The 21,865-nt window shown below is 30.0% G+C and carries 19 protein-coding genes and 1 other annotated feature; of the genes, 14 read left to right on the top strand and 5 right to left on the bottom strand.

Features of this window, described 5'->3' with window-relative positions:
- Positions 1-188: 188 nt before the first annotated feature.
- Entirely contained in the window at positions 189-2,414 is a 2,226-nt protein-coding gene (gene pflB / locus OCU55_RS11055) for a formate C-acetyltransferase (protein ID WP_261852376.1), read from the top strand.
- Positions 2,415-2,554: 140 nt separating this feature from the next.
- Positions 2,555-3,289: a pyruvate formate-lyase-activating protein gene (gene pflA / locus OCU55_RS11050; RefSeq protein ID WP_261852375.1), complete on the top strand. Its 735-nt coding sequence runs from the start codon at positions 2,555-2,557 to the stop codon at positions 3,287-3,289.
- Between the two features lie 185 nt (positions 3,290-3,474).
- Here pflA and rd read toward each other — a convergent pair whose 3' ends face one another.
- Positions 3,475-3,636 (bottom strand): rubredoxin, encoded by a 162-nt coding sequence (gene rd, locus OCU55_RS11045; protein WP_261852374.1) that lies wholly within the window; start codon positions 3,634-3,636, stop codon positions 3,475-3,477.
- 159 nt (positions 3,637-3,795) lie between these two features.
- On the opposite strand from rd, the gene OCU55_RS11040 reads away from it, so the two are divergent.
- Positions 3,796-5,097, top strand: coding sequence for a M48 family metallopeptidase (locus OCU55_RS11040; protein WP_261852373.1), 1,302 nt, complete (start codon positions 3,796-3,798; stop codon positions 5,095-5,097).
- A 313-nt stretch (positions 5,098-5,410) separates the two neighbouring features.
- On the opposite strand, the gene OCU55_RS11035 is transcribed toward OCU55_RS11040, so the two are convergent.
- Positions 5,411-6,022 (bottom strand): 3'-5' exonuclease, encoded by a 612-nt coding sequence (locus OCU55_RS11035; RefSeq protein ID WP_261852372.1) that lies wholly within the window; start codon positions 6,020-6,022, stop codon positions 5,411-5,413.
- A 225-nt stretch (positions 6,023-6,247) separates the two neighbouring features.
- Positions 6,248-7,150 (bottom strand): arginase, encoded by a 903-nt coding sequence (rocF, locus tag OCU55_RS11030; protein WP_261852371.1) that lies wholly within the window; start codon positions 7,148-7,150, stop codon positions 6,248-6,250.
- Positions 7,151-7,489: 339 nt separating this feature from the next.
- On the opposite strand from rocF, the gene OCU55_RS11025 reads away from it, so the two are divergent.
- The 9 genes from OCU55_RS11025 (at position 7,490) to OCU55_RS10985 (ending at position 16,927) form a co-directional block, all read left to right on the top strand.
- On the top strand, positions 7,490-8,443 hold the full coding sequence (locus OCU55_RS11025) for an L-lactate dehydrogenase (protein WP_261852370.1): 954 nt from the start codon (positions 7,490-7,492) through the stop codon (positions 8,441-8,443).
- A gap of 386 nt (positions 8,444-8,829) precedes the next feature.
- The gene (locus OCU55_RS11020; RefSeq protein ID WP_261852369.1) at positions 8,830-9,939 is read left to right on the top strand and encodes an LCP family protein; all 1,110 of its coding nucleotides are present in this window, start codon (positions 8,830-8,832) and stop codon (positions 9,937-9,939) included.
- Between the two features lie 392 nt (positions 9,940-10,331).
- Complete coding sequence (locus OCU55_RS11015) at positions 10,332-11,708, top strand: PhoH family protein (RefSeq protein ID WP_261852368.1); 1,377 nt, start codon at positions 10,332-10,334, stop codon at positions 11,706-11,708.
- A 169-nt stretch (positions 11,709-11,877) separates the two neighbouring features.
- The gene (locus tag OCU55_RS11010) at positions 11,878-12,753 is read left to right on the top strand and encodes a M15 family metallopeptidase (protein ID WP_261852367.1); all 876 of its coding nucleotides are present in this window, start codon (positions 11,878-11,880) and stop codon (positions 12,751-12,753) included.
- 26 nt (positions 12,754-12,779) lie between these two features.
- A complete protein-coding gene (locus tag OCU55_RS11005; protein ID WP_261852366.1) occupies positions 12,780-13,781 on the top strand; it encodes a phosphodiester glycosidase family protein in 1,002 nt (333 codons plus the stop codon).
- A 10-nt stretch (positions 13,782-13,791) separates the two neighbouring features.
- Positions 13,792-14,856, top strand: coding sequence for a hypothetical protein (locus OCU55_RS11000; RefSeq protein ID WP_261852365.1), 1,065 nt, complete (start codon positions 13,792-13,794; stop codon positions 14,854-14,856).
- Between the two features lie 230 nt (positions 14,857-15,086).
- Positions 15,087-15,722 carry a site-2 protease family protein gene (locus tag OCU55_RS10995; RefSeq protein ID WP_261852364.1) on the top strand — a complete coding sequence of 212 codons (636 nt, stop codon included), beginning with the start codon at positions 15,087-15,089 and terminating at the stop codon, positions 15,720-15,722.
- Positions 15,723-15,739: 17 nt separating this feature from the next.
- Positions 15,740-16,378 carry a tRNA (guanosine(46)-N7)-methyltransferase TrmB gene (gene trmB / locus OCU55_RS10990; protein WP_261852363.1) on the top strand — a complete coding sequence of 213 codons (639 nt, stop codon included), beginning with the start codon at positions 15,740-15,742 and terminating at the stop codon, positions 16,376-16,378.
- A 309-nt stretch (positions 16,379-16,687) separates the two neighbouring features.
- A complete protein-coding gene (locus tag OCU55_RS10985; RefSeq protein WP_261852362.1) occupies positions 16,688-16,927 on the top strand; it encodes a DUF3892 domain-containing protein in 240 nt (79 codons plus the stop codon).
- A gap of 118 nt (positions 16,928-17,045) precedes the next feature.
- On the opposite strand, the gene OCU55_RS10980 is transcribed toward OCU55_RS10985, so the two are convergent.
- Positions 17,046-18,560 (bottom strand): Ppx/GppA phosphatase family protein, encoded by a 1,515-nt coding sequence (locus tag OCU55_RS10980; RefSeq protein WP_261852361.1) that lies wholly within the window; start codon positions 18,558-18,560, stop codon positions 17,046-17,048.
- Between the two features lie 187 nt (positions 18,561-18,747).
- Positions 18,748-18,954 (top strand) — a binding site (T-box leader).
- 236 nt (positions 18,955-19,190) lie between these two features.
- On the opposite strand from OCU55_RS10980, the gene argS reads away from it, so the two are divergent.
- Positions 19,191-20,882 carry an arginine--tRNA ligase gene (gene argS / locus OCU55_RS10975; RefSeq protein WP_261852360.1) on the top strand — a complete coding sequence of 564 codons (1,692 nt, stop codon included), beginning with the start codon at positions 19,191-19,193 and terminating at the stop codon, positions 20,880-20,882.
- Positions 20,883-20,884: 2 nt separating this feature from the next.
- Positions 20,885-21,688, top strand: coding sequence for a ribonuclease H-like domain-containing protein (locus tag OCU55_RS10970; RefSeq protein ID WP_261852359.1), 804 nt, complete (start codon positions 20,885-20,887; stop codon positions 21,686-21,688).
- A gap of 3 nt (positions 21,689-21,691) precedes the next feature.
- Here the strand turns inward: OCU55_RS10970 and OCU55_RS10965 are convergent, their stop codons facing one another.
- Positions 21,692-21,862: a FeoB-associated Cys-rich membrane protein gene (locus OCU55_RS10965; RefSeq protein WP_261852358.1), complete on the bottom strand. Its 171-nt coding sequence runs from the start codon at positions 21,860-21,862 to the stop codon at positions 21,692-21,694.
- Positions 21,863-21,865 lie beyond the last annotated feature (3 nt).

Raw genomic sequence — 21,865 nt, 5'->3', positions numbered from 1 at the left:
TTATTATGTATATAACTGAAAAATAAATAAAATAATAAAAAAGGTAAATGAAAATATGTTTCAAGTGAAATAATATCTTAACAAATGTATACTAATATGGTATAATATTTATAGAACATCAGATATATATATTATGATATCAATAGAACTTTTAGTGTAGCAATAAAGCTACAGCAAGGAGGATTTTCATGTATAAACAATGGGATGGTTTTAAATCAGGTACATGGCAGGAAAAGATTGACGTAAGAAACTTTATTCAAAAGAACTATACATTATATGAAGGAGATAAAAGCTTTTTAGCTGCTCCAACAGATAAAACAAAAAAGGTTTGGGAAATATCAAGCAATCTTATAGTTGAAGAAATTAAAAAAGGTATTATAGATGTAGCAACAGATAGAGTTTCAGGTATAGATAACTATGAACCAGGATACATAGATAAAGATAACGAAGTAATCGTTGGATTACAAACAGATGCACCACTTAAGAGAATAGTAAATCCATTTGGTGGATTTAGAATGGTAGAACAATCTTTAGAGGCTTATGGTTATGAGTTAGACAAAGATATAACTGAGTATTTTCCTAAGTACAGAAAGACTCACAATCAAGGTGTTTTTGATGCATATAGCGATGAAACAAGAGCTGCTAGATCTGCTGGACTTTTAACTGGACTTCCTGATGCATATGGAAGAGGTAGAATAATTGGTGACTATAGAAGATTAGCACTTTACGGTATTGATTACCTAATAGAAGAAAAGAAGAATGATCTTAAAGAACTAAAGGGTGACTTCTTAGATGAACTAATAAGAAAAAGAGAAGAAGTTTCAGAACAGATAAGAGCATTAAAGGACATAAAGTCAATGGCAGCAAAATACGGTGTTGACTTATCAGTACCTTCTACAAATACGAAAGAAGCAGTTCAAGCAGTTTATTTAGGTTACTTAGCAGCGATTAAAGAAAATAACGGGGCTGCTATGTCACTAGGAAGAACTAGTACATTCTTAGACATCTATATAGAAAGAGACTTAAAAAATGGTGTATTAACTGAAGAAGAAGCTCAAGAAATTATAGATCAATTTATAATCAAGCTAAGACTCGTAAGACACTTAAGAACTCCAGAATATAATGAATTATTTGCAGGAGATCCAACTTGGGTTACTGAATCCATAGGTGGTGTTGGAATTAATGGTAAGCCATTAGTAACTAAGAACTCATTTAGATATCTACATACATTAATCAATCTTGGAACTTCTCCAGAACCAAATTTAACTATACTTTGGTCAGAAAAGCTTCCTGAAAACTTTAAGAAGTATTGTGCTGAAATGTCAATCCTTACAGATTCAATTCAATATGAAAATGATGATGTGATGAGACCTTTATACGGAGATGACTATGCAATAGCTTGCTGTGTTTCTGCAATGAAGGTAGGAAAGCAAATGCAATTCTTCGGAGCTAGATGTAATTTAGCTAAGTCACTGTTATACGCTATAAACGGTGGTGTGGATGAAAAGAAGGGAACTGTAGTAATTAAAGGACTTGAGCCAATAACTGATGCAGTACTTGATTTTGAAAAGGTAAAAGAAAACTACAATAAGGTTTTAGAATATGTAGCTAAGCTTTATGTTGATACGATGAATGTAATTCACTACATGCATGATAAATACGCTTATGAAGCTGGTCAAATGGCTTTACATGATACAGAAGTAGGAAGACTAATGGCATTTGGTATAGCAGGTTTATCAGTTGCTGTAGACTCATTAAGTGCAATTAAATATGCTAAGGTTAAACCTATAAGAGAAAATGGTATAGCTGTTGACTTTGAAATAGAAGGTGACTTCCCTAAATACGGAAATGATGATGATAAGGTAGATGATTTAGCTGTTGAATTAGTTGAAAAATTCTCTACTGAACTTAAGAAACATCCGTTATACAGAGACGCTAAGCATACATTATCTGTACTTACTATAACTTCTAATGTAGTTTATGGTAAGAAAACAGGAGCTACACCTGATGGAAGAAAAGCTGGAGAAGCTTTTGCGCCAGGAGCAAATCCAATGCATGGTAGAGATGCAAATGGAGCTCTAGCATCATTAAACTCAGTAGCTAAGATTCCATATACTCCATATTGTGAAGATGGTGTATCAAACACATTCTCAATAGTACCAGATGCATTAGGTAAGGAAGCTGATTTGAGAGTAGAAAATCTTGTGTCAGTTATGGATGGATATTTCTCACAAGGAGCACATCACTTAAATGTTAATGTGTTTAATAGAGAAACTCTAGTAGATGCTATGGAACATCCAGAAAAATACCCAACTCTAACAATTAGAGTATCAGGATATGCAGTTAACTTTAACAGATTAACAAGAAACCAACAATTAGAAGTTATAAGCAGAACATTCCACGAAAGTTTATAATATAATTTAAGGAAGCTCAGTTGAGCTTCCTTTATTAAAAAAGATTGACAGTTTTTTAACAAGTCATTTCATGCATGAGGTTAAATTTAAGCGTTTTTAGTTAAATACTCAATGGTAGCATGAAAGAGAGGAGAATGAGTATGATAAAAGGGACAATTCATTCCATAGAATCAATGGGGCTTGTAGATGGTCCTGGAATAAGAGTAGTAGTTTTTTTTCAGGGTTGCAAATTAAGGTGTGCATATTGTCATAATCCAGATACATGGGCAGAAAGAGGCGGCGGAACTGAAATAAGTGCTGAGGAACTGATTAAAAAAATACTAAGATTTAAGCCGTATTTTTCAAAATCAGGAGGTGGAGTTACTTTTTCAGGTGGGGAGCCATTACTACAGCCAGAATTTTTGATAGAGTGTTTAAAGCTATGTAGGGAAAATGGAATACATACGGCATTAGATACAGCCGGATATGGACTAGGAAATTATGAAGAAATATTAAACTATGTTGATCTAATATTATTTGATGTAAAACATATTAAGAAAGAAAAATATAAGGAATTAACATTGTCTAACATAGATGAATCTCTAAAATTTTTGGAAGTAGCACAAAGATTAGAAAAGAAAATGTGGATAAGACATGTTGTTGTGCCAGGTATAACTGATAGTGAAGAACATCTAGAAGAGCTTTCTAAATATATAATGACTATTAAGAACGTAGAAAAGGTGGAATTACTTCCTTATCATGTATTGGGCGTAAACAAGTATGAGATAATGAATATTAATTATAGGCTTAAGGATGTAAAGCCTATGAATAAAGAATATACAAAAAAGTGGCAGGACAAGATAAATGAAAGTCTAAAAAAGCGTCAAGGTAGCTAAACCTTGGCGTTTTTAGTTTGAGCTAATTTGTTAATTGAGTTGAAGATAAATGTAAAAATAAATGAGAAAATAAAAAAAAGTAGAATATGGCGCCTGTAAGATTCTTCACATACGCTTAATAAAAGGCAGATGCGCAAAAAAATCACTGAAGAAAGTCACTTCAGCGATTTTTTCTTTAGTAATTATTATTCAACTACTGAAAATTGATCCTTGCCAACTCCGCATAGAGGACATAACCAATCTTCTGGAACATCTTCAAAAGAAGTTCCAGGAGCTACTCCATTGTCTTCATCACCTATTGCTGGATCATAAACATAACCACATACATCACAAACATAACTTTTCATCTTAAATTACCTCCTAAATTTATATAAAGTGTTATTAACAAATAATAATTATTAATTAATTCAATATTATTATATCATATGAAAACAATAAATCAAGTATATTTTTTCATAATTAGCAGAATTTATACTATAATAATAGTAATGGAGGGAGGCTTAGTAATGAAAAAATTTTTACTCAATACTATTATAATATGCATTTTTTTATTTTTTATAACGTGTATTTTAACTTTTGCTACCGAATTAACTGTGAAATCACAACTTAAGGCTAGTAATAAGGTGGAATATAAGGTATCTGACAATAAAGTACAGGTTCCTAACTCTTCGGAAAGAGCAATAGCAAATTACCAGTTCTCAAAAGTTTTTTTAGTTGTAAGACTAATTATAACATTCTTAATACCAATTTTGTTTATTTACTTAGGTGCAATCAACTTGGCAAACTCGTTTAAAGGAAATGAATTTCTTAGACTCATTAAATTGACGTCACTTTATTTGTTTTTTGATTTGTTTTTATCTATTCCGTTATCATTCTTCAGCTCTTTTTATAGATTGAAACTTATAGGTATATCAAACTCAACATTTTCTTTGTGGGGAGAAAACTATATTAAAAGCTTTGCCTTAAATTTTGCTATAACAATAGTTTTTGTAATAATTCCTTATATTATATTTATAAAGTTCAAACGTTGGTATATCGTCCTAGGGCTTCTTACAGTGCCTGTAGGGTTTGTAGGTAGTATTTTAGCTCCTGTGTTCATAGATCCCTTATTTAACGATTTTAAGCCTATACAGAACGTTCAGGTAAAACAGGAGATATTAACCTTGGCTAAGAAGGCGAATATTGGTGATGTTACGATATTAGAAGTAGATAAGAGTAAGGAAACTAAAGCATTAAATGCTTATATGTCTGGCATATTCAATACAAAGAGAATAGTTATATGGGATAATACCTTGAATCAGTTAAGTTCGGCAGAAATTCAATCTGTAGTTGCACATGAAATAGGACATTATAAGCTTAATCATATTCCTAAATCTATTGCGCTATCAGGAATACTTTCGATAATTTTGCTAGGGCTTACAGATTTAATTTCAAAAAGTATAGTAATGAAAGTAGGATTTTTTAGGAATAATATAGGAAACTATAAATCTTTAGCTACAATACCTATTTTAATACTTATTTTCACAATATTATCAACTTTTTCTGATCCACTCACAAACTGGTATTCTAGAAAAATTGAAATGGATGCAGATAAATTTGCAATAGAACTAACTCATGATAATCTAACTAACGCAAAGCTAGAAGCTAGATTTATGGAAACCAATCTATCTATGAATGATGTGAATCCAGTTTATAAGTTTTGGGTGTATGATCATCCTACACCTAAGGAAAGAATTGAGATGAGTAATAATTATAAGCCTTGGGAAACAGGAGATTATAGATTCGATAAAATAATAAATGAAAAATAAATGTGCTGTTAAAGCACCATGTTGAAATTAATTGGTTAAACATCCAACGCTTTAATGAGCTTACGCAAAGAATTAATATGATTTTGTCATATTCCATGGCTAAAACTGTAAACTCACTACGTTCGAACAATAAAGTTTATTAACGCCATTCCATCTGAAAAAATCATTTAATTCTAATAGCTCGCTCAAATAGCGTCTCCTGTATAACCAATTAATTTTAGTAATTTTCTTAAAAATAGCCAAAATAATAAATAAAAAATGGTTGTCTTAAAATAAAATCTTTAGAAAAAGATTTATTTTAGACAACCATTACCTATTTATTAATCATTTTACTAAAGTAACCTGCTGGAATATGTTTTTGTTTTATGCCTTCAATAACAGCAAGGTAAGTTGCTGCAGTATCAAATCGTGCATCATGATAATTGCCGCTACCTTCAAAAAGATTATCTGCAGTCTGCGCAATCTTTTCTTTAGTAATGTTGAGAAATTTTATTAGTTCTTCTAACTTAGGGTTCTTGTATTCACCGTTAGGTCTTAATAATTTACATACATTCTTATAATAATTCATTGTACAAAAAGTGTTTTTAGGTTCCCAGTCTTCGCCCATTCCAGACAATTCATGCTTTAAAAACTTTATATCAAAGGAAACATTATGGCCTATAACAAAGTCTGCTGTTATAAAGTCTTCATAGAATTCCTCAACTAAGTCTTCAAAATACAATCCATTGCTTAAATCATATAATTTTTCCATAGAGAAGCCATGAACCTCTTCTGCAGCTGGATCCATCTGATCTACTGTAAAGAAAAAGTTTTTGCCTATTGTTGTTTGTGGCTTCACAGAAGAATCAACCACTATGTAGCTTAATTGGCATATGCTGCCTGGTCTTATACTTGTTGTTTCAGTATCAAAAAATAAGAGTTTCATTTCTTTCCTCCTAATAGCATCGCATGAAAATTCAATGAGTATTTAAACCTTTATATTAATAATTATGTAAAAATATCAAGTGAATATTATACTCAAAAAATTATTTACTAACTCTTCAATTATAAATCATATAATAACATAATATAATAAAAAGTTTTATATGAAAAGTTTAATCAATAAATTAGTAAAGTTGAAAATGAAAAAATCTCGGATATGAATCCGAGATTAAAGATTTTCAGCTATAACTTGAAGCATCTTAAGGCAATTTTTTAGTGTTGTATCCTCGATGTCTAGTTTTGGATTAAACTCTACAAAATCCATTGAACGAACTTTTTTAGTTGATAGTACTGATTTTGTAATCGAAGTAACTTCATCTAATGATAATCCTTCACTTACTGGGGTGCCAGTACCAGGAACTAAAGATGAGTCTAAACAATCTATATCAAAGCTTAAATGAAAATTATTTACTTTAGATGAGTCTAAAGCATCATAGAATTCTCTAATAACCTTATCTGTTCCTTTATCTTTTATAGCTTTAGTAGTCCATACATTCAGTCCAAGTTCCTCAATAAGGTCTAACTCACCCTTATCTAAGTCTCTTGCGCCAAGTATGAAAATGTTTGACGGCTTAACTTTTCTTCCTTCAAAATATATATCTACAAGGTCTTTATAACCTAGTCCCATTGAAGCAGCAAGTGGCATACCATGTACATTTCCGCTTGGTGAAGTTGTATCAGTGTTTATATCACCATGAGCATCTATCCATATTACGCCGAAGTCATCACCATGGAATCTTGCTGATCCAGCAACTGAACCAAGACCCAGAGAGTGATCGCCGCCTATTGTAAAGGGAAAGCAATCAGATGTTAATGAATTATATACAACGTGAGCTAAATTAGTATTCACTTCTGTTATTGGAGATAAATACTTCATTACGCTATGGTTAGTATATTTATCTTTTTCATCAACCGTCTCAACGTATAAATTTCCTAAATCATAAATTTTGTGTTTACCATCTACACTAAGGATTTTTTTTAATTCATTATCTCTTAAGGCATTTGGTCCAAATTCTACGCCTGGTCTATCACATCCATAGAAAAGAGGAACACCTATCAAATTAATGTTCATATGAAGCACCTCCAATAATCTTTTGTTAGCCAAAAAAGATTATATATTATATTTCTGCAAAATATAAGTATTTTTGAAAAAAAAATAAAAAAAATGTTATTTTAAATTTTCTTATAAAAATATATGTTAAAAAATTATCATTTTATCTTGATAATTGCTATCAAATGATATAATATATTAATATACAATAGTATATTAAATACAACAAAAAAAGATACTAATTAATATATAGTTTTAAGTATAAAAAGTATTTTATACCAGTAACAAAAACCATAAAAAGGTTATATTTCTATCATAGTCATAATAAAGAATATAACCCAAAAAAGGAGGATGAAGTAAATGTTAAAGGATAAAGCAAGTAAAATATCAATTATAGGAGCAGGTTTTGTTGGTTCCACTACAGCATATGCATTAATGCTAGAAGGGTTAGCTTCAGAAATTGTTATAGTGGATATAAATAAAGATAAAGCAGAAGCAGAAGCGATGGATTTAGCGCATGGAGCAGCTTTTGTGAAGGCTGTGAATGTAATGGCGGGAGAATATTCAGATACAGAAGATTCAGATATAGTTATAATTACTGCGGGAATAGGACAAAAGCCAGGAGAAACAAGGTTAGATATTATAAATAAAAACTTGGCGGTGTTTAAACAGATAGTTCCTGAGATTGTAAAGTATAGTCCTAATGCAATCTTACTAGTTGTATCAAATCCAGTGGATATATTAACTTATATAACATATAAGTTATCAGGGTTACCAGAGAATAGAGTAATTGGTTCTGGAACTGTCTTAGATACATCTAGATTTAAATCAATGCTTAGTGATCATTTTGAAATTGATGCAAGAAACATTCACACATATATTATAGGTGAACATGGGGATTCAGAAATTGCAGCATGGAGTCTAACTAATATAGCTGGTATGAGTGCAGAAGATTATTGCCAGAAAACTTGTGAGAGATGTGATGGAAACTTTAAATTCACTATACCAGAAAAAGTTAAAAATGCAGCATACGATATAATCAATAAAAAAGGATATACAAATTATGCTGTAGCCTTGGCAATAAGAAGAATTGTGGAAGCTATTCTTAGAGATGAAAATTCAATCCTTACAGTGTCATCTTTATTTAGAGGCCAGTATGATGTAGAGGATGTCTATTTAGCTATACCAACTATAGTAAATAGAGATGGTGCTCATAAGATATTAGAAGTACCATTATCTGACGAAGAGAAAAATAAATTAACTGAATCAGCAGAAATATTAAAATCTCACTTAAAAGATGCTAAGTTACAATAACCATAAATATAATTTATATTCAAATTGCCACTTTATCTAATATTTAAGTTCCTAGACTATCCAAGATGAAATTTGTGGGAAAGTTTAAGAATGGTAATTTTAGATGTAAGTGGTGATTTTTTTATTGGTTTTGAAGTTATAAAAATTTTTATGAATGCAATAAGCAAGTAGCAGTTAGCTTACATATAAATATATAAATTAAGCTAAAACTTCATATGCTTATATTTTTTATATTATTTTGGATATACTAATTTGGAATACTTTATGAATATAAGATATATTAACAAATTTATACTTTAATAAAATTGGCAGTAATAAATTTGAAGATGATATTTTTAATGTTTCTATCCTAAATACGGAAATAAAATAAGCTTAGGGTGATGGCGATGCATAAAAAAGCAGGAAGTTTTTTGAAGTTTGTTGCAATAATAATGCTATTATTGATTATATTTTGTTCTTTTGGATATTGGTACCTAAGAAATACCATATATTCTAATGATCAAATCAATTTTACAGAAGAAAAGATTGAGGAAAAAGTTCAAGTAAGTCAGTACTTTAATCAATCATTTCAAAGAATTAATCCTTTATCAGGAGACATTCCTGATAGGGAAGTAAATGAGAATGCAAAGGCAGAAACATATAAAGAACAAGAGGGAGTAACCAACATACTATTGTTAGGAACTGATGGAAGAACCTTGAACGAAAGTTCAAGATCAGACTCTATAATAATTGCTACCTTGGATAATAATCACAAGAAGATAAAATACACATCCATAATGAGAGATACATATGTACAAATAAAAGGGCATGGAGAGGATAAGATAAACAGCGCTTTTGCATATGGAGGTGTTAAATTATTAACTGATACAATTTATAGAAATTTTAATATGAAAATAGATAAATATATCATTGTGAATTTTTGGGGGTTTGAAGACATAGTAAATGAATTAGGTGGGATAGATGTCAATATAAAAGAATATGAAATTAAAGAGATAAATAAATATATAGGTGAAGTAGATGATGTCAAATCACCTGAAATCTCTCACGCAGGAATGCAACATCTGGATGGACAACAAGCTTTAGCTTATTCTAGAATACGAAAAGTAGGCAACGGAAGTTATGAAAGAACTCAAAGACAAAGGACAGTAATGACTGAAGTTGGTAAAAAGATAATGAGTATTAATCCAATACAATATCCGAACATGTTAAAAGAAATACTTCCATATATAAAAACCAATGTAGAACCAATACAACTTATGAACTACGCTTATACAGCATACTCAATGGGGAGTGTAGAATTTGAAGGGCTTCAGCTTCCTGCAAATGAACTGTGCGTAGGCAAGATCTATAGAGGGTCATGGGTACTTTTAATTGATAAAGAACAAAATGCAAAGATGCTGAACGATTTTGTTTTTAAAGATAAAAAATATGATCCTAAAAATTTCGACAGCGAAAAGGTTCAATGGATAATTAATGATTATTCAAGCAGAGAATAAAAAATAAGATATAGGAAAAGTCCTATATCAAAATATAAAGTAAAAATAAAGTTAAGAGGGCAAATTAAATTCCGTTCAAATAATATATATTCTACATATTATTAAAAATTCCTCTTTTTATATGATAAAACATATAGTAAAATTCAATAAAATTAAATAAACTAACAATTCTAGCTCCTATATATTAATAAATAATAATTAATAATTATATTAAATTTGCTAAACTAAGTTTCGATTATTGAACATATACATTTATAAAGGTACATTTAAAAGTTTAAGCAGAATATTATTAATATAAACGCTTCAGACACAAATGTATTGCAATTTAATTTAAGTAAAGTAGTTCATATAAATACTTTTATGAAGCGAATCTATATAAGGGGGTTGTTAGTTTGAAAAAAACTTATGTACTTGATACCAACGTTTTATTGTACTCACCAGGGGCTGTGTTAACCTTCGAGGATAATGATGTAGTTATTCCTGAAGTTGTATTAGAAGAATTGGATAATTTGAAGAAGATAAATAATGATTTGGGATTAAATGCTAGGCATGCTGCAAGGCTATTGGATAAACTGAGGAAAGAAGGTAACTTAAGTGAAGGCATTCAATTGCCTGGTGGGGGCAGTTTAAGAGTTGAGTCAAATCACTATGGAACTAAAATACCTCCAAGCTGGGATATTGTGAAGGCTGATAATAGGATAATACAAGTATGTATAGCACTTAAAGAAAGTGGAGAGGATGTTCATTTAATAACAAAAGATATATTTGAAAGAATTAAGGCAGATACTGTAGGAATTGAAGTTGATGATTTTCATGAAGAAGTAGTTCCAGAACAAGATAACCAATATACTGGTAGAATTGAAGTTTATGCTACTCAAGAGGTAATAGAGAAATTCTATAAGGAAAAGCAATTAAAGCCAAGTGAGTTGTCTATATATGATAATAGCAATCAGACTTATGTAGAACCGAAACTAGAAATAAATCAGTTTTTGATTTTACACAGTGCAGAGAATAACAAACAAACTGCATTAGGTAGATTTGATGGACAGATGATAGTGCCGCTAATTTATAAAGATAGTAAATCCTTTGGGCTCTCAGCTAGAAATGTTGGACAAAAGTTCATGATGGAATGCCTATGGACAGATGCAGCAAAAGCACCATTAGCAATAATTAAAGGACCAGCTGGAACAGCAAAAACTTTATTTTCATTAGCAACTGGACTGCAAAAAATATTAGAAGAGCAAAATAGCCCGTTTAGAAGGATATTAGTATGTAGACCAAATGTAACAATGGATGAAGAAATTGGGTATTTGCCAGGCTCTGAGCAGGAAAAAATAGCTCCTTTTATGAGACCAATATTTGATAACTTGGAGATTTTAATAGATTCAGATGAAAATGAGAGATATAAAAATGAGAAGGAATTGAATGATAAAATAATGGAGTTGTTCGACAGGAAGATTATAACTACTGAAGCAGTGGCTTATTTAAGAGGAAGATCGATTGTTAAGAACTGGGTTATAATTGATGAAGCCCAGAACCTTACCCCAAAGCAAGTAAAGGCAATTATAACTAGAGTAGGTGAAGGAACAAAGTTAATATTAATAGGTGATCCAGATCAAATAGACCAACCATTTTTAGATTCTAGATCAAATGGTTTGTGTTATGCTTCAGAAAAGATGAAGGGAAGTAAACTTTGTTATCAAGTAACTTTGAAATATGATGAATGTGAAAGAAGTGCTATTGCTTTTGAAGGCGCAAAAAGATTGTAAACAAACTATAAACTCAATTGAATTATAATTTCATTAAAGATATAATAAAGCAGGTAGACGATATGGTTTACCTGCTTTATTATATAACCATTAAAGAACTAATGACTATGGAATATATTTTTGTTAAAATTAAATTAAACCGTAGATAAATTAAGAGGTGTATGGTCGAATGAATGAAAATAACACTATAAAGAAAAAATCATCTATTATGAAAAAAGTAATTTTTTTGTATACCTTTATTTTTACCATGTCTGTAGTATTATCAGCATCTATAATCTCAATCAATAAATCGAAAAAGAATACTCAAGTAATGACTAACAAAGAAAATATAACTAGCCAGAATAGTACAAAAAACATTTCTATAAACAATGGAAGTGATATAAGTTCAATTAAACAGAACGGAGTTTCTAATGATCATGGAAATGTTCAGCTTACAAGTGAATTAGTGAATAAAATATCATCAGAGGATTCTAGACTTCTTTTAGTAAATAAGGATTATCCTTTAGATGATACATATAAACCAGATAATCTTGTGATTCCCAAAGTGAAGATGCTAGGTTCTGTTGCAAATGAAAATAAAAAACTGAAAAGAGAAGCTGCAGAAGCTTTAGAGGATTTATTTAGTGATGCAAAGAAAGAAAAAATTAATCTAATCTTTGTATCAGGTTATCGAAGTTTTGAAAGTCAAGCAAGTGTTTATGAAAGAAAATTGAAAAGTGACGGCGCTACAGAAGCTAGTAAATACGTTGCTAAACAAGGATCAAGTGAACATCAGACGGGGCTTGCGGTAGATATAAATTCTTCACCTTACTATGATTTGGCTGAAGATTTTGAAAAAACTAAAGAAGGAAAATGGATAGCAGAAAATGCTTATAAATATGGATTTGTTATTAGATATCTAAAAGGTAAGAGTGACATAACTGGATATAATTATGAACCATGGCATTTGAGATATGTAGGGAAAGAGAATGCTAAATATATGTATGAAAATAATTTATGTCTTGAAGAATATATGCGTAAACTTGCAGCAGAGAAAAATAATTAAGTTATTAATTCCTGGAGGAATAAACAATGAAAGAAAATAAAGAAAAGAAGAGAAATCTTTTTAATAAAATAAGTTTAAATTTATTTAATTTTATTTTTGCAAATATTATTATTGGATTGATAATTGCTATACCAATGGTATTTTACGGACCATTTAAAAACATAAAGGAGTTAGTGGTAACTTCTGCAATGACTACACTTAATCATCAATATTTAGCTACTTTATTCTTAAATGAAACAGAGATACATAGTATTATGGCAAACAATACAATTGATGATAGTAAGAATTCGAATTTGGATGAGATTAGTATTAATAACTCTGTAAGTACTGATAATCAAGGCGACAAGGGAATGGAAGTAAAAGAGATAAAAGGAAATTCTTTTAGTGGCCATTTGTTGATAGTAAATGATGCGAAGAGAATTCAGCTTGGGCTGACTGAAAATCTTGGACGTTTTGGTATGAAACTTGATGATATAGTGAAAAAAGAAAATGCAGTAGCCGGAATAAATGCAGGTGGATTTCAGGATGAAAATGGACAAGGCAACGGTGGAGTTCCAACTGGGTTAGTAGTTAAGGATGGAAAGATTGTTTTTGACGATAAATTGGAGGAAAAAGTATCACTTATTGGATTCAATAAAGATGGTATTATGGTTATTGGTAAGTACAGTAGAAGTGATATAACAAGACTGAATATTAAAGATGCAGTTTCATTTAGTCCTTTTTTAGTAATTAACGGAGAGGGCGTTATTAAAAGTGGAAATGGTGGTTGGGGAATCGCTCCAAGAACAGCCATTGGTCAAAGAAAAGATGGAACTGTACTGATGCTGGTTATAGATGGTAGACAAATTGGCAGTTTGGGGGCAACTCTAAAGGATGTACAGAATATAATGCTTGAAAATGGTGCTTATAATGCTGCAAACTTAGATGGAGGTTCTTCCACAACCATGGTGGTTGACGGTAAGATAATTAATAATCCTTCTAGTAAAGATGGGGTTAGATTTATTCCGACTTCATTTATCATTAAATAGGGGGGTCTATATGACTAAATACATAAAGAATTTAGGATTATATTTTATAATAGCAGTTATACTTCAAGTTGGAGTTTTATATTACATTAATAATTTTTATTTAAGTGGTTTTAGTAGCAATAACGAAGATAAATCAACTGCAGCGGTAAATAGTACTAATGCAACAAGTACAAAATCTAATGATAAAAACAACAGTTCCGTTTCTGGTAAGAATGAAATTGATACTACTATTAAATTTTCAGTTCCTGAAGATTCTACTGAAATAGAACTTTCTAAGGAAAATGACAAGGTAGCATATATTAAAGATTCCGTTCTTCAGATAGTAGGAAAAACAGAAAATAACACTGTAGATTTCCAAGGCCTTAAACTGCTGAAATATCAGTGGTTGGATGAAGGAAATTTAGTTGTTGCAACTTCAAAAGAAAATAGTACAAGTGTATCTTTTTATAAATATGATATATCAACTAAGGAAAAAGAACTTTTGGCTTCTATTCAGCTTAAGGACAAAAAAGCTTCAATTAATAGTATAATAAGCTCTCCACTTAAGGATTTGATATTTGTTAAGGTGGACCTAAGTAATGGTGGCAGTGAAATATATAAATTAAATGTAAGAAATGAATTTGAAAAAGTTGCTTTAAGAGAAAGTAAAATTCAAGATATTTATTTGATTCCACATGAGGATAAATTGATATATAATTCATCTTTAAATAGTAATGTGTATGTTACATATCTGGAGCAGAAGTTATCTTTAACGCAAAAAGGACTTACTAGAATACTTGGAGTAGATAAATCAGAAAATGTATATATAGGATTAATAAGTAATGGTAATGTGAGTAAAATATATTATGGTTCAATAGGTGAAAAAACTTCTACTTGGAAACAATTATCTTTAAATAATATTGAAAAAGCAGAAGATTTAATAGTTGTAGAAAATTCTATATATAAGCTTAACAGTACTGAAAATAAATTAGAAGATTTAAATGGGACAACTAGTATTAGCTTTAAAGGTAAGTTCTTAAAGATTTGCAATGGAAAAGTTTTAAGCATGGAAAATGGAAATGTATATATAAATTAATAAAATGTTATAAGATACACCACTTGATAGTAAGTTATCGGGTGGTGTATTCCTAATTGTAATCAAAATACTAGAAAAGTTTAAACATTGAAGTGACCTATATATATGTGCTATAATTGCAAAATGTAATAGTATTTTAATCTGTTTGAAACTTAATATAAAAAATTATGTATAGTAAAATTCCATAGAAAAAACAGAGGTTGTAGAAATTTTAAGAATAGGAGAAAAGTATGAGAGATAAAATATTAGAATTAATTTTAATTATTCCCGCAATACTGATTGGATTTACTTTTCATGAATATGCTCATGCAAAAGTTGCAGACATGCTTGGAGATAAAACACCAAGATTCCAGGGGAGACTTACCCTTAACCCTTTATCACACATAGATCCAATAGGATTTATCATGATATTGATAGCAAAGTTTGGATGGGCGAAGCCTGTACAAATAAATAGGAGAGCTTTTAAAAATGGTTATAAAGATGATTTGAAGGTGACAATAGCTGGGCCTCTAGCGAATTTGTTAGTAGCTATCGTATTTTCAGTTATCTTCGGATTGGCCTATAAATTTTATTTTATAAATAACTATACTGATATAACGAATATACTAGTTCAAATATTAAATCTAATAATCATTATAAATGTAAACTTATTTGTATTTAATCTATTACCTTTACCTGGACTTGATGGTTTTGGAATACTTGAAGATTTATTCCCTTCAGCTTTTGGTAGAATATCAGATTCTTTGTATAGATATCAATTTGTAATATTTGCTTTGATAGCTTTTGGTGGAGCAAGGTTCTTAGAGAAACCAACAGGAATTATATTAGATATCTGCTCGAAAATAATTAATGGTATTATTGCATAATCAATTAGGAGGAAAATATGAGACTTAGGAAAAAATGGTGGGCAAGACCAGAATTAGAAGAGGCAAAAAATGTTGTTACTAATCCGTCGGAATTTAAAGGAAGATGGAATGAAGCATTTGGCGATAGCAATCCGGTACATTTGGAATTAGGATGTGGCAGAGGTAAATTTGTAAGCGAAAAAGCTACTAAAAACCCTAATATAAATCATGTTGCCATTGATTTAAAGGATGAAGTATTAATTTACGCTCTTAAAAAGGTAAATGAGGCTGAGGTGCCTAATGTAAGGCTCATACCTATGAATATATCTTTTATTGGAGATGTATTTGATAAAGACGAAATAAGCAAGATTTATATAAACTTTTGTAATCCATGGCCTAAAGAAAGACATAAGAAGAGAAGACTTACACATAGCAGTTTTTTAAAGATATATAAAACTTTTCTTAAGCCTAATAGCGAGATTTGGTTTAAAACAGATGATATAGGGCTTTTTGAAGAATCACAAGAATACTTTAAAGAGAGTGGTTTTACATTAGAATACCTAACATATGATTTGCATAATGATGAGTTCAAAGAAAATATTATGACCGAATACGAAGCAAAGTTTACTTCTTTAGGGATGAAAACAATGTTTTTAATTGCAAGACTTAAGTCTTAAAATATTGGAGACTATTATATATAACATATATGATAGTCTCTATTTTTATTTTGCTAGGAAAAATTACAGTTATTAAACAAGTGTTAATATACAATACATAAAAAGTGTAAGAAAGATTAATAATAAAATAAATAAATACATTATTCAAATATAAATAAATCATATGAATTACTGATAAAACTTGGATTTCAAGCTCTTTGGATAATGGTAAATGAATTTTTAAATTGTTGGTTTGTACAATACAAACAATTTAACCTAAGATCAATAATTAAGTTTATTTTGTATAAGTTATATAAAGGAGTGATAAAGATGAGTGAAAATTCAACAAGAACTATAGTAGGAGTTATAAAAGATAGTAATGATGAAATTGAAGCGTATAAGCTTGATAGCGGAGAAATATTAGAGAAAGAGCAAGCAATTAGCTTAGCTAAAGAAGGGGAAATAAGTGGAGTACAGGTCTCAACTTCTCGTAAAGGAGAAAAATACCTTAGAAGTTACCCTGATGGCACAAAAAAAAATAACTTAGATAATTTACCTGAAATAGAATAATAAAAATTAAAAATCCTCCCAAAGTTTATAAATGAATAAGATAAGCTTTGGGAGAACTTATATAGGGCTGATTGAAATCTGAAAGATATTTTCAAAATATAATAAATTCAAACAACTACTAGTTTTGCTTTAATACAATCAAATTTCTCCTATATATTTCGTGAAATTTATTTACGGCTCTCATCGCTTGGCCAATTTCTAAAATAAGCTCAGATTCTGATTTCAAAATTAGGGTAATAGTATCATCAGTAATTGTGACATCAAAATCATTTACGGCTCCTTCTAAGCTTCTATCAAGACCTTCAGCAATTCTTAATAATATTCCAATGCTTTCAACAGCTTCTATATCCAATCTATTGACGATACTTGTAAATTTTATAAAAGGAAGCTGATAATTGTTGTTTCGATGCATAGATGCAACTAATGCACTCATTAAAATCTCTCTGTGTGAAAGACCGCTTATAGCAGAATTAAGTATAATATAAAACGAATGTATATGATGGTCATAATACCTTATACTGATACCACAATCGTGCAGAAGGGAAGATGTTTTAATTATATTGTTATATTCATCGCCAAGTTTGTGAATGGGTTTTAAGGCTTCAAAAAGTTTTTTTGTAATGCTGTAAACTTTTTGAGCGTGTTTTTTATTTATATTAAGAGTCTCAATTATGCCTTCAATGCTATAGTCCAGTATGTCATTCCAGGCAGTTGTATAATTATTATTAAGATATTCCTGGACTATACCCTCCCTAAGACCTCTTCCACAAATTTTGATGTTTTTTATTGAAAGAAGCTCTACTAATTTATTTAAAAGAATGAGGCCGCCAAATATTACATCGGCTCTATCAACTGATAATCCTTCTACCTTACTTCGTCCTTTTAGGTTTTTACATTTTAAAAGATTATATATCTGACAGACGTCATAATCATCAAATGAATAATTATGTAATGTTCCTATAGGATATCTTTTTGTATGCTTTTGTATTTTTGCAATATTTCTTATAGTTCCTCCAATTCCTATTATACTTTCAAATTCTGTTTCAAAAAGCCAAGGTATATTTTTAATAGTATCCTGAACAAATTTATTTGCAGCTAAAGTATTATTATAAGTAATAACATCAGTAAGATCATAGTCGTTTGAAATATTTATACAACCTAAAGGTATAGTTATTTTTTTAATTATCTCATTATTTCTTATCCAAGCTAAATGAGTATGGTTACCACTTATATCTACCATAAGAGCATTATTATAGTAAAGGCTATTCTTTATACTTAGGTGATTATAATAGATTTCTTCATCAAAATTCAAGATTCTTATATCTAAAGATAAATCCTTTTTTATTTTATCCTTAAGAATTTTTTTGTTAGTAGCACATCTTAATGCTTCTGTTGCAACTAATATTATCTCAGATGCGCCAGATTCAATGCATAGAGATTTAAAAGCTTTTAGTGTTGCTAAAGTTTTTTCGATCTTTTCTGCTGAAATAGAGGAGGTCTTAGAAATATCTTCTCCAAGTCTTATAGTTTCTTTTATTTCATCAATTATCTTAAAGTAGCCTGTATCTTCAACTTGTGCAAGCATTACTCGTACTGAATTAGAGCCAAGATCAATTACCCCAAATCTTTTCATAGACAAATCTCCTTAATGTAACATATAATAAAATAGTATATAAAAAACTAAAAGTTTTCAACTGCTTTTGAATTATTATTTTAAAACTATTTTCAACACTGATGAGTTTTGAGAGGAAATTTTGGAAATAAAAATTCCATATTGACAAAAAAATTTTTTTTTGGATATAATATAAATAATTAAATAATTAAAGTCTAAGAAAAGAAGAGTACTTTATTCGAGTCTTAAAGCGAACAGGAGATGGTGTAAGCCCTGTAAGATAAGATTAAAGGAAGAGAGCCTTGGAGATGCTGCTTGAAAATAAAATTAGGGCATGCCGCAATATGCGTTAAATATATGAGTGGGTTTTTTAAACCAATAGAAGTGGTACCGCGGATATAAGTTCGTCTCTAAAAAAAGAGATGAGCTTTTTTTATTCTTTAGGAAATTATAATTCAAAGATATCTGTGGATAAATATGGGTAAAAAACCTAAAATATAATATAAGTTAAAGAATACAATTTATTAGACTGAAAGTTTTTTAAATATAGGTTAGAAAAGTAGATGAACAAATTGTAATAGTTGAGTACGAAATAAAATCAATGGCTAGTGGCCTTAGGATTTTTATATAAGATATACAGGAGGAGATATAATGGATTATAAGAAACTTACAGCTGAAAGATTAAAAGAGCATTTAGAAATAGATGTAAATACATTAGAAGGATTAATTGAAGTACCACCAAGACCAGAGATGGGTGATTTCGCATTTCCATGTTTTCAGTTAGCCAAGACTTTAAAGAAAGCTCCAAATATAATTGCAGCAGAACTGAAGGATAAGATAAATGTAGAAGGATATGAAAGGGTAGAAAACTTAGGACCATATGTCAACTTTTTTGTAGACAAAGGAACTTTTACAAAAAATACTGTAAGTAAGATATTAGAAGAAAAAGAATGCTATGGTTCATCAACGATAGGTGATGGCCAAAATATAATAGTGGAATACTCATCACCAAACATTGCAAAACCATTCCATGTTGGTCATCTTTCTACTACAGTAATAGGTAATTCTTTATACAAAATGTTTTCTTTTGAAGGATATGATGTTGAAAGAATAAACCATTTAGGTGATTGGGGAACACAATTCGGAAAACTTATATCTGCTTATAAAAAATGGGTTGATGAAGAAGCATTAGAGAAACATCCAATAGCAGAATTATTAAGAATATATGTAAAATTCCACGATGAAGCAGAAAAGGACCCATCACTAGAAGATGAAGGAAGAATGTACTTTAAGAAGCTTGAAGATGGTGATAGTGAAGCTGTTGCTCTTTGGGAGAGATTTAGAAACTTATCATTGAAAGAGTTTAACAAAATATATGAAATTTTAAATGTAGACTTTGATTCTTGGGCTGGAGAAAGTTTCTATAACGATAAAATGGATAGTATAGTAAAAGAGCTTGAAGAAAAAGGTCTATTAGTTGAAAGCAACGGAGCTAAAGTTGTTATGTTAGATGAGTACAACATGCCTCCATGCATTGTATTAAAATCAGATGGGGCATCTATATATGCAACTAGGGATCTTGCAGCTGCAATGTATAGAAAGAAAACTTATGATTTTTCAAAGGCTATATATGTAGTTGGAAAGGATCAGTCACTACATTTTAATCAGGTATTTAAGGTTTTAGAACTAGCAGGACACGATTGGGCTAAAAACTGTGTGCACGTACCATTTGGTATAGTAAGATTTGCTGAGAAAAAGTTATCTACTAGAAAAGGTGATGTAATACTTCTAGATGAATTATTGTCAGAAGCTGTTTCGAAGACCTTGGAAGTAATAAACGAAAAGAATCCAACACTTGAGGATAAAGAAGTAGTAGCTCAAAAGGTAGGGATAGGTGCAGTTGTATTTACTTATTTAAGAAATAGCAGAGAAAGAGATATAGTATTTGATTGGAAAGAAATTCTTAACTTTGAAGGTGAAACTGGTCCATATGTCCAATATACTTATGCAAGAGCTAAGAGTATATTAAGAAAAGTAGGAGAGATAACAGAAGAAAGTGACTTCTCAATGCTACAATCAAAGGAAGAATTTGAACTTGTAAAAACATTAGATGGATTCCAAAATAGTATATTATATGCAATAGAAAAACTTGAACCTTCTGTTGTAACTAGGTACGTAATTGATGTAGCAAAAGCTTTTAACAAGTTCTACAATGCACATTCTGTTTCAAATGTGGATGATATGAAATTAAAGAGTGCAAGAATAAAGTTAGTAGAAGCAACTTGCCAAGTAATAAAAAATGGCCTAGGATTGATAGGCATAGAAACAGTTGAGAAGATGTAGATATGGAACTTGTAACAACTCAAAATGTATTGAAACTTGATAGGGCTTTGTATAATAAATATGACTTCAAAAATATAGCGTTTATTGATATAGAGGCAACCGGCTTTGATAAAATAAATAATAAGGTTTTTGCTGTCTCAGTGGGTAAGTTTGAAAATAAAACATTTACAAATGAAATTTTATTTTGTGAATACAATGAAGAGAAACAGTTGTTAGAAAAGTTTTTGAAATTAATTAAAGGAAAAAACATATGGTGTACATTCAATGGATTAGCATTTGATGAACCGTTTATATTTCAAAGACTTTCGATTAACGGATTTGAAACTCCGATTATAGATAAGCATATAGATTTCTACAGGGAGATATCTCCCTATAGAAATTCATTGGATTTAGATGGGTATTCTTTGAAAGATATGGAGAAATATCTAGGGATTCAAAGAGAAGATAGCTTCAATGGAAAGGAATGCAGAGATGCATACTTCGAATATTTAAGTACTGGAGATGAAGCTATAAAGAATAAGATAATTCTTCATAATCAAGAAGATGTATCGAATCTACCTCTATTGTTTTTAATCCTCCAGGATATAGAAGATAGAGGATTAAAAAGAGATGATATGCTTTCGAAGAATCAGAAGCAATATATTAAATACTTGATTAGAAAAAAGGGAATATCTTTTGACAAGTCTATGTTGCTTAATATGCCTAAAAAAGTAGCCTCAAGAATTATTTATGAGTTAATACAAAATAAAGTAAATATGAATAAGATAGAAGAGATTTTAGAAAATAAAAAAAGTGAGCATCTATGATGCTCACTTTTTTATAGGAATAGTGCTGATTTTTGACTCGTATTTTGGGCAATGTGTTGCGGAGCAACTACTATTGCTACTACAATTACATTCTCCCTTAGCTGAACTTTTTACATTTTTAAATAATATAAAACCTGCTAATGCTACAATTATAAGAGTTATTAGTATTTCCATATA

Source organism: Clostridium folliculivorans, assembly GCF_024341905.1.
In the GTDB taxonomy this organism is placed as follows: domain Bacteria; phylum Bacillota; class Clostridia; order Clostridiales; family Clostridiaceae; genus Clostridium_AR; species Clostridium_AR folliculivorans.
The sequence above is the reverse complement of the archived record's forward strand: the minus strand, read 5'-3'. Positions and strand labels throughout refer to the sequence as shown.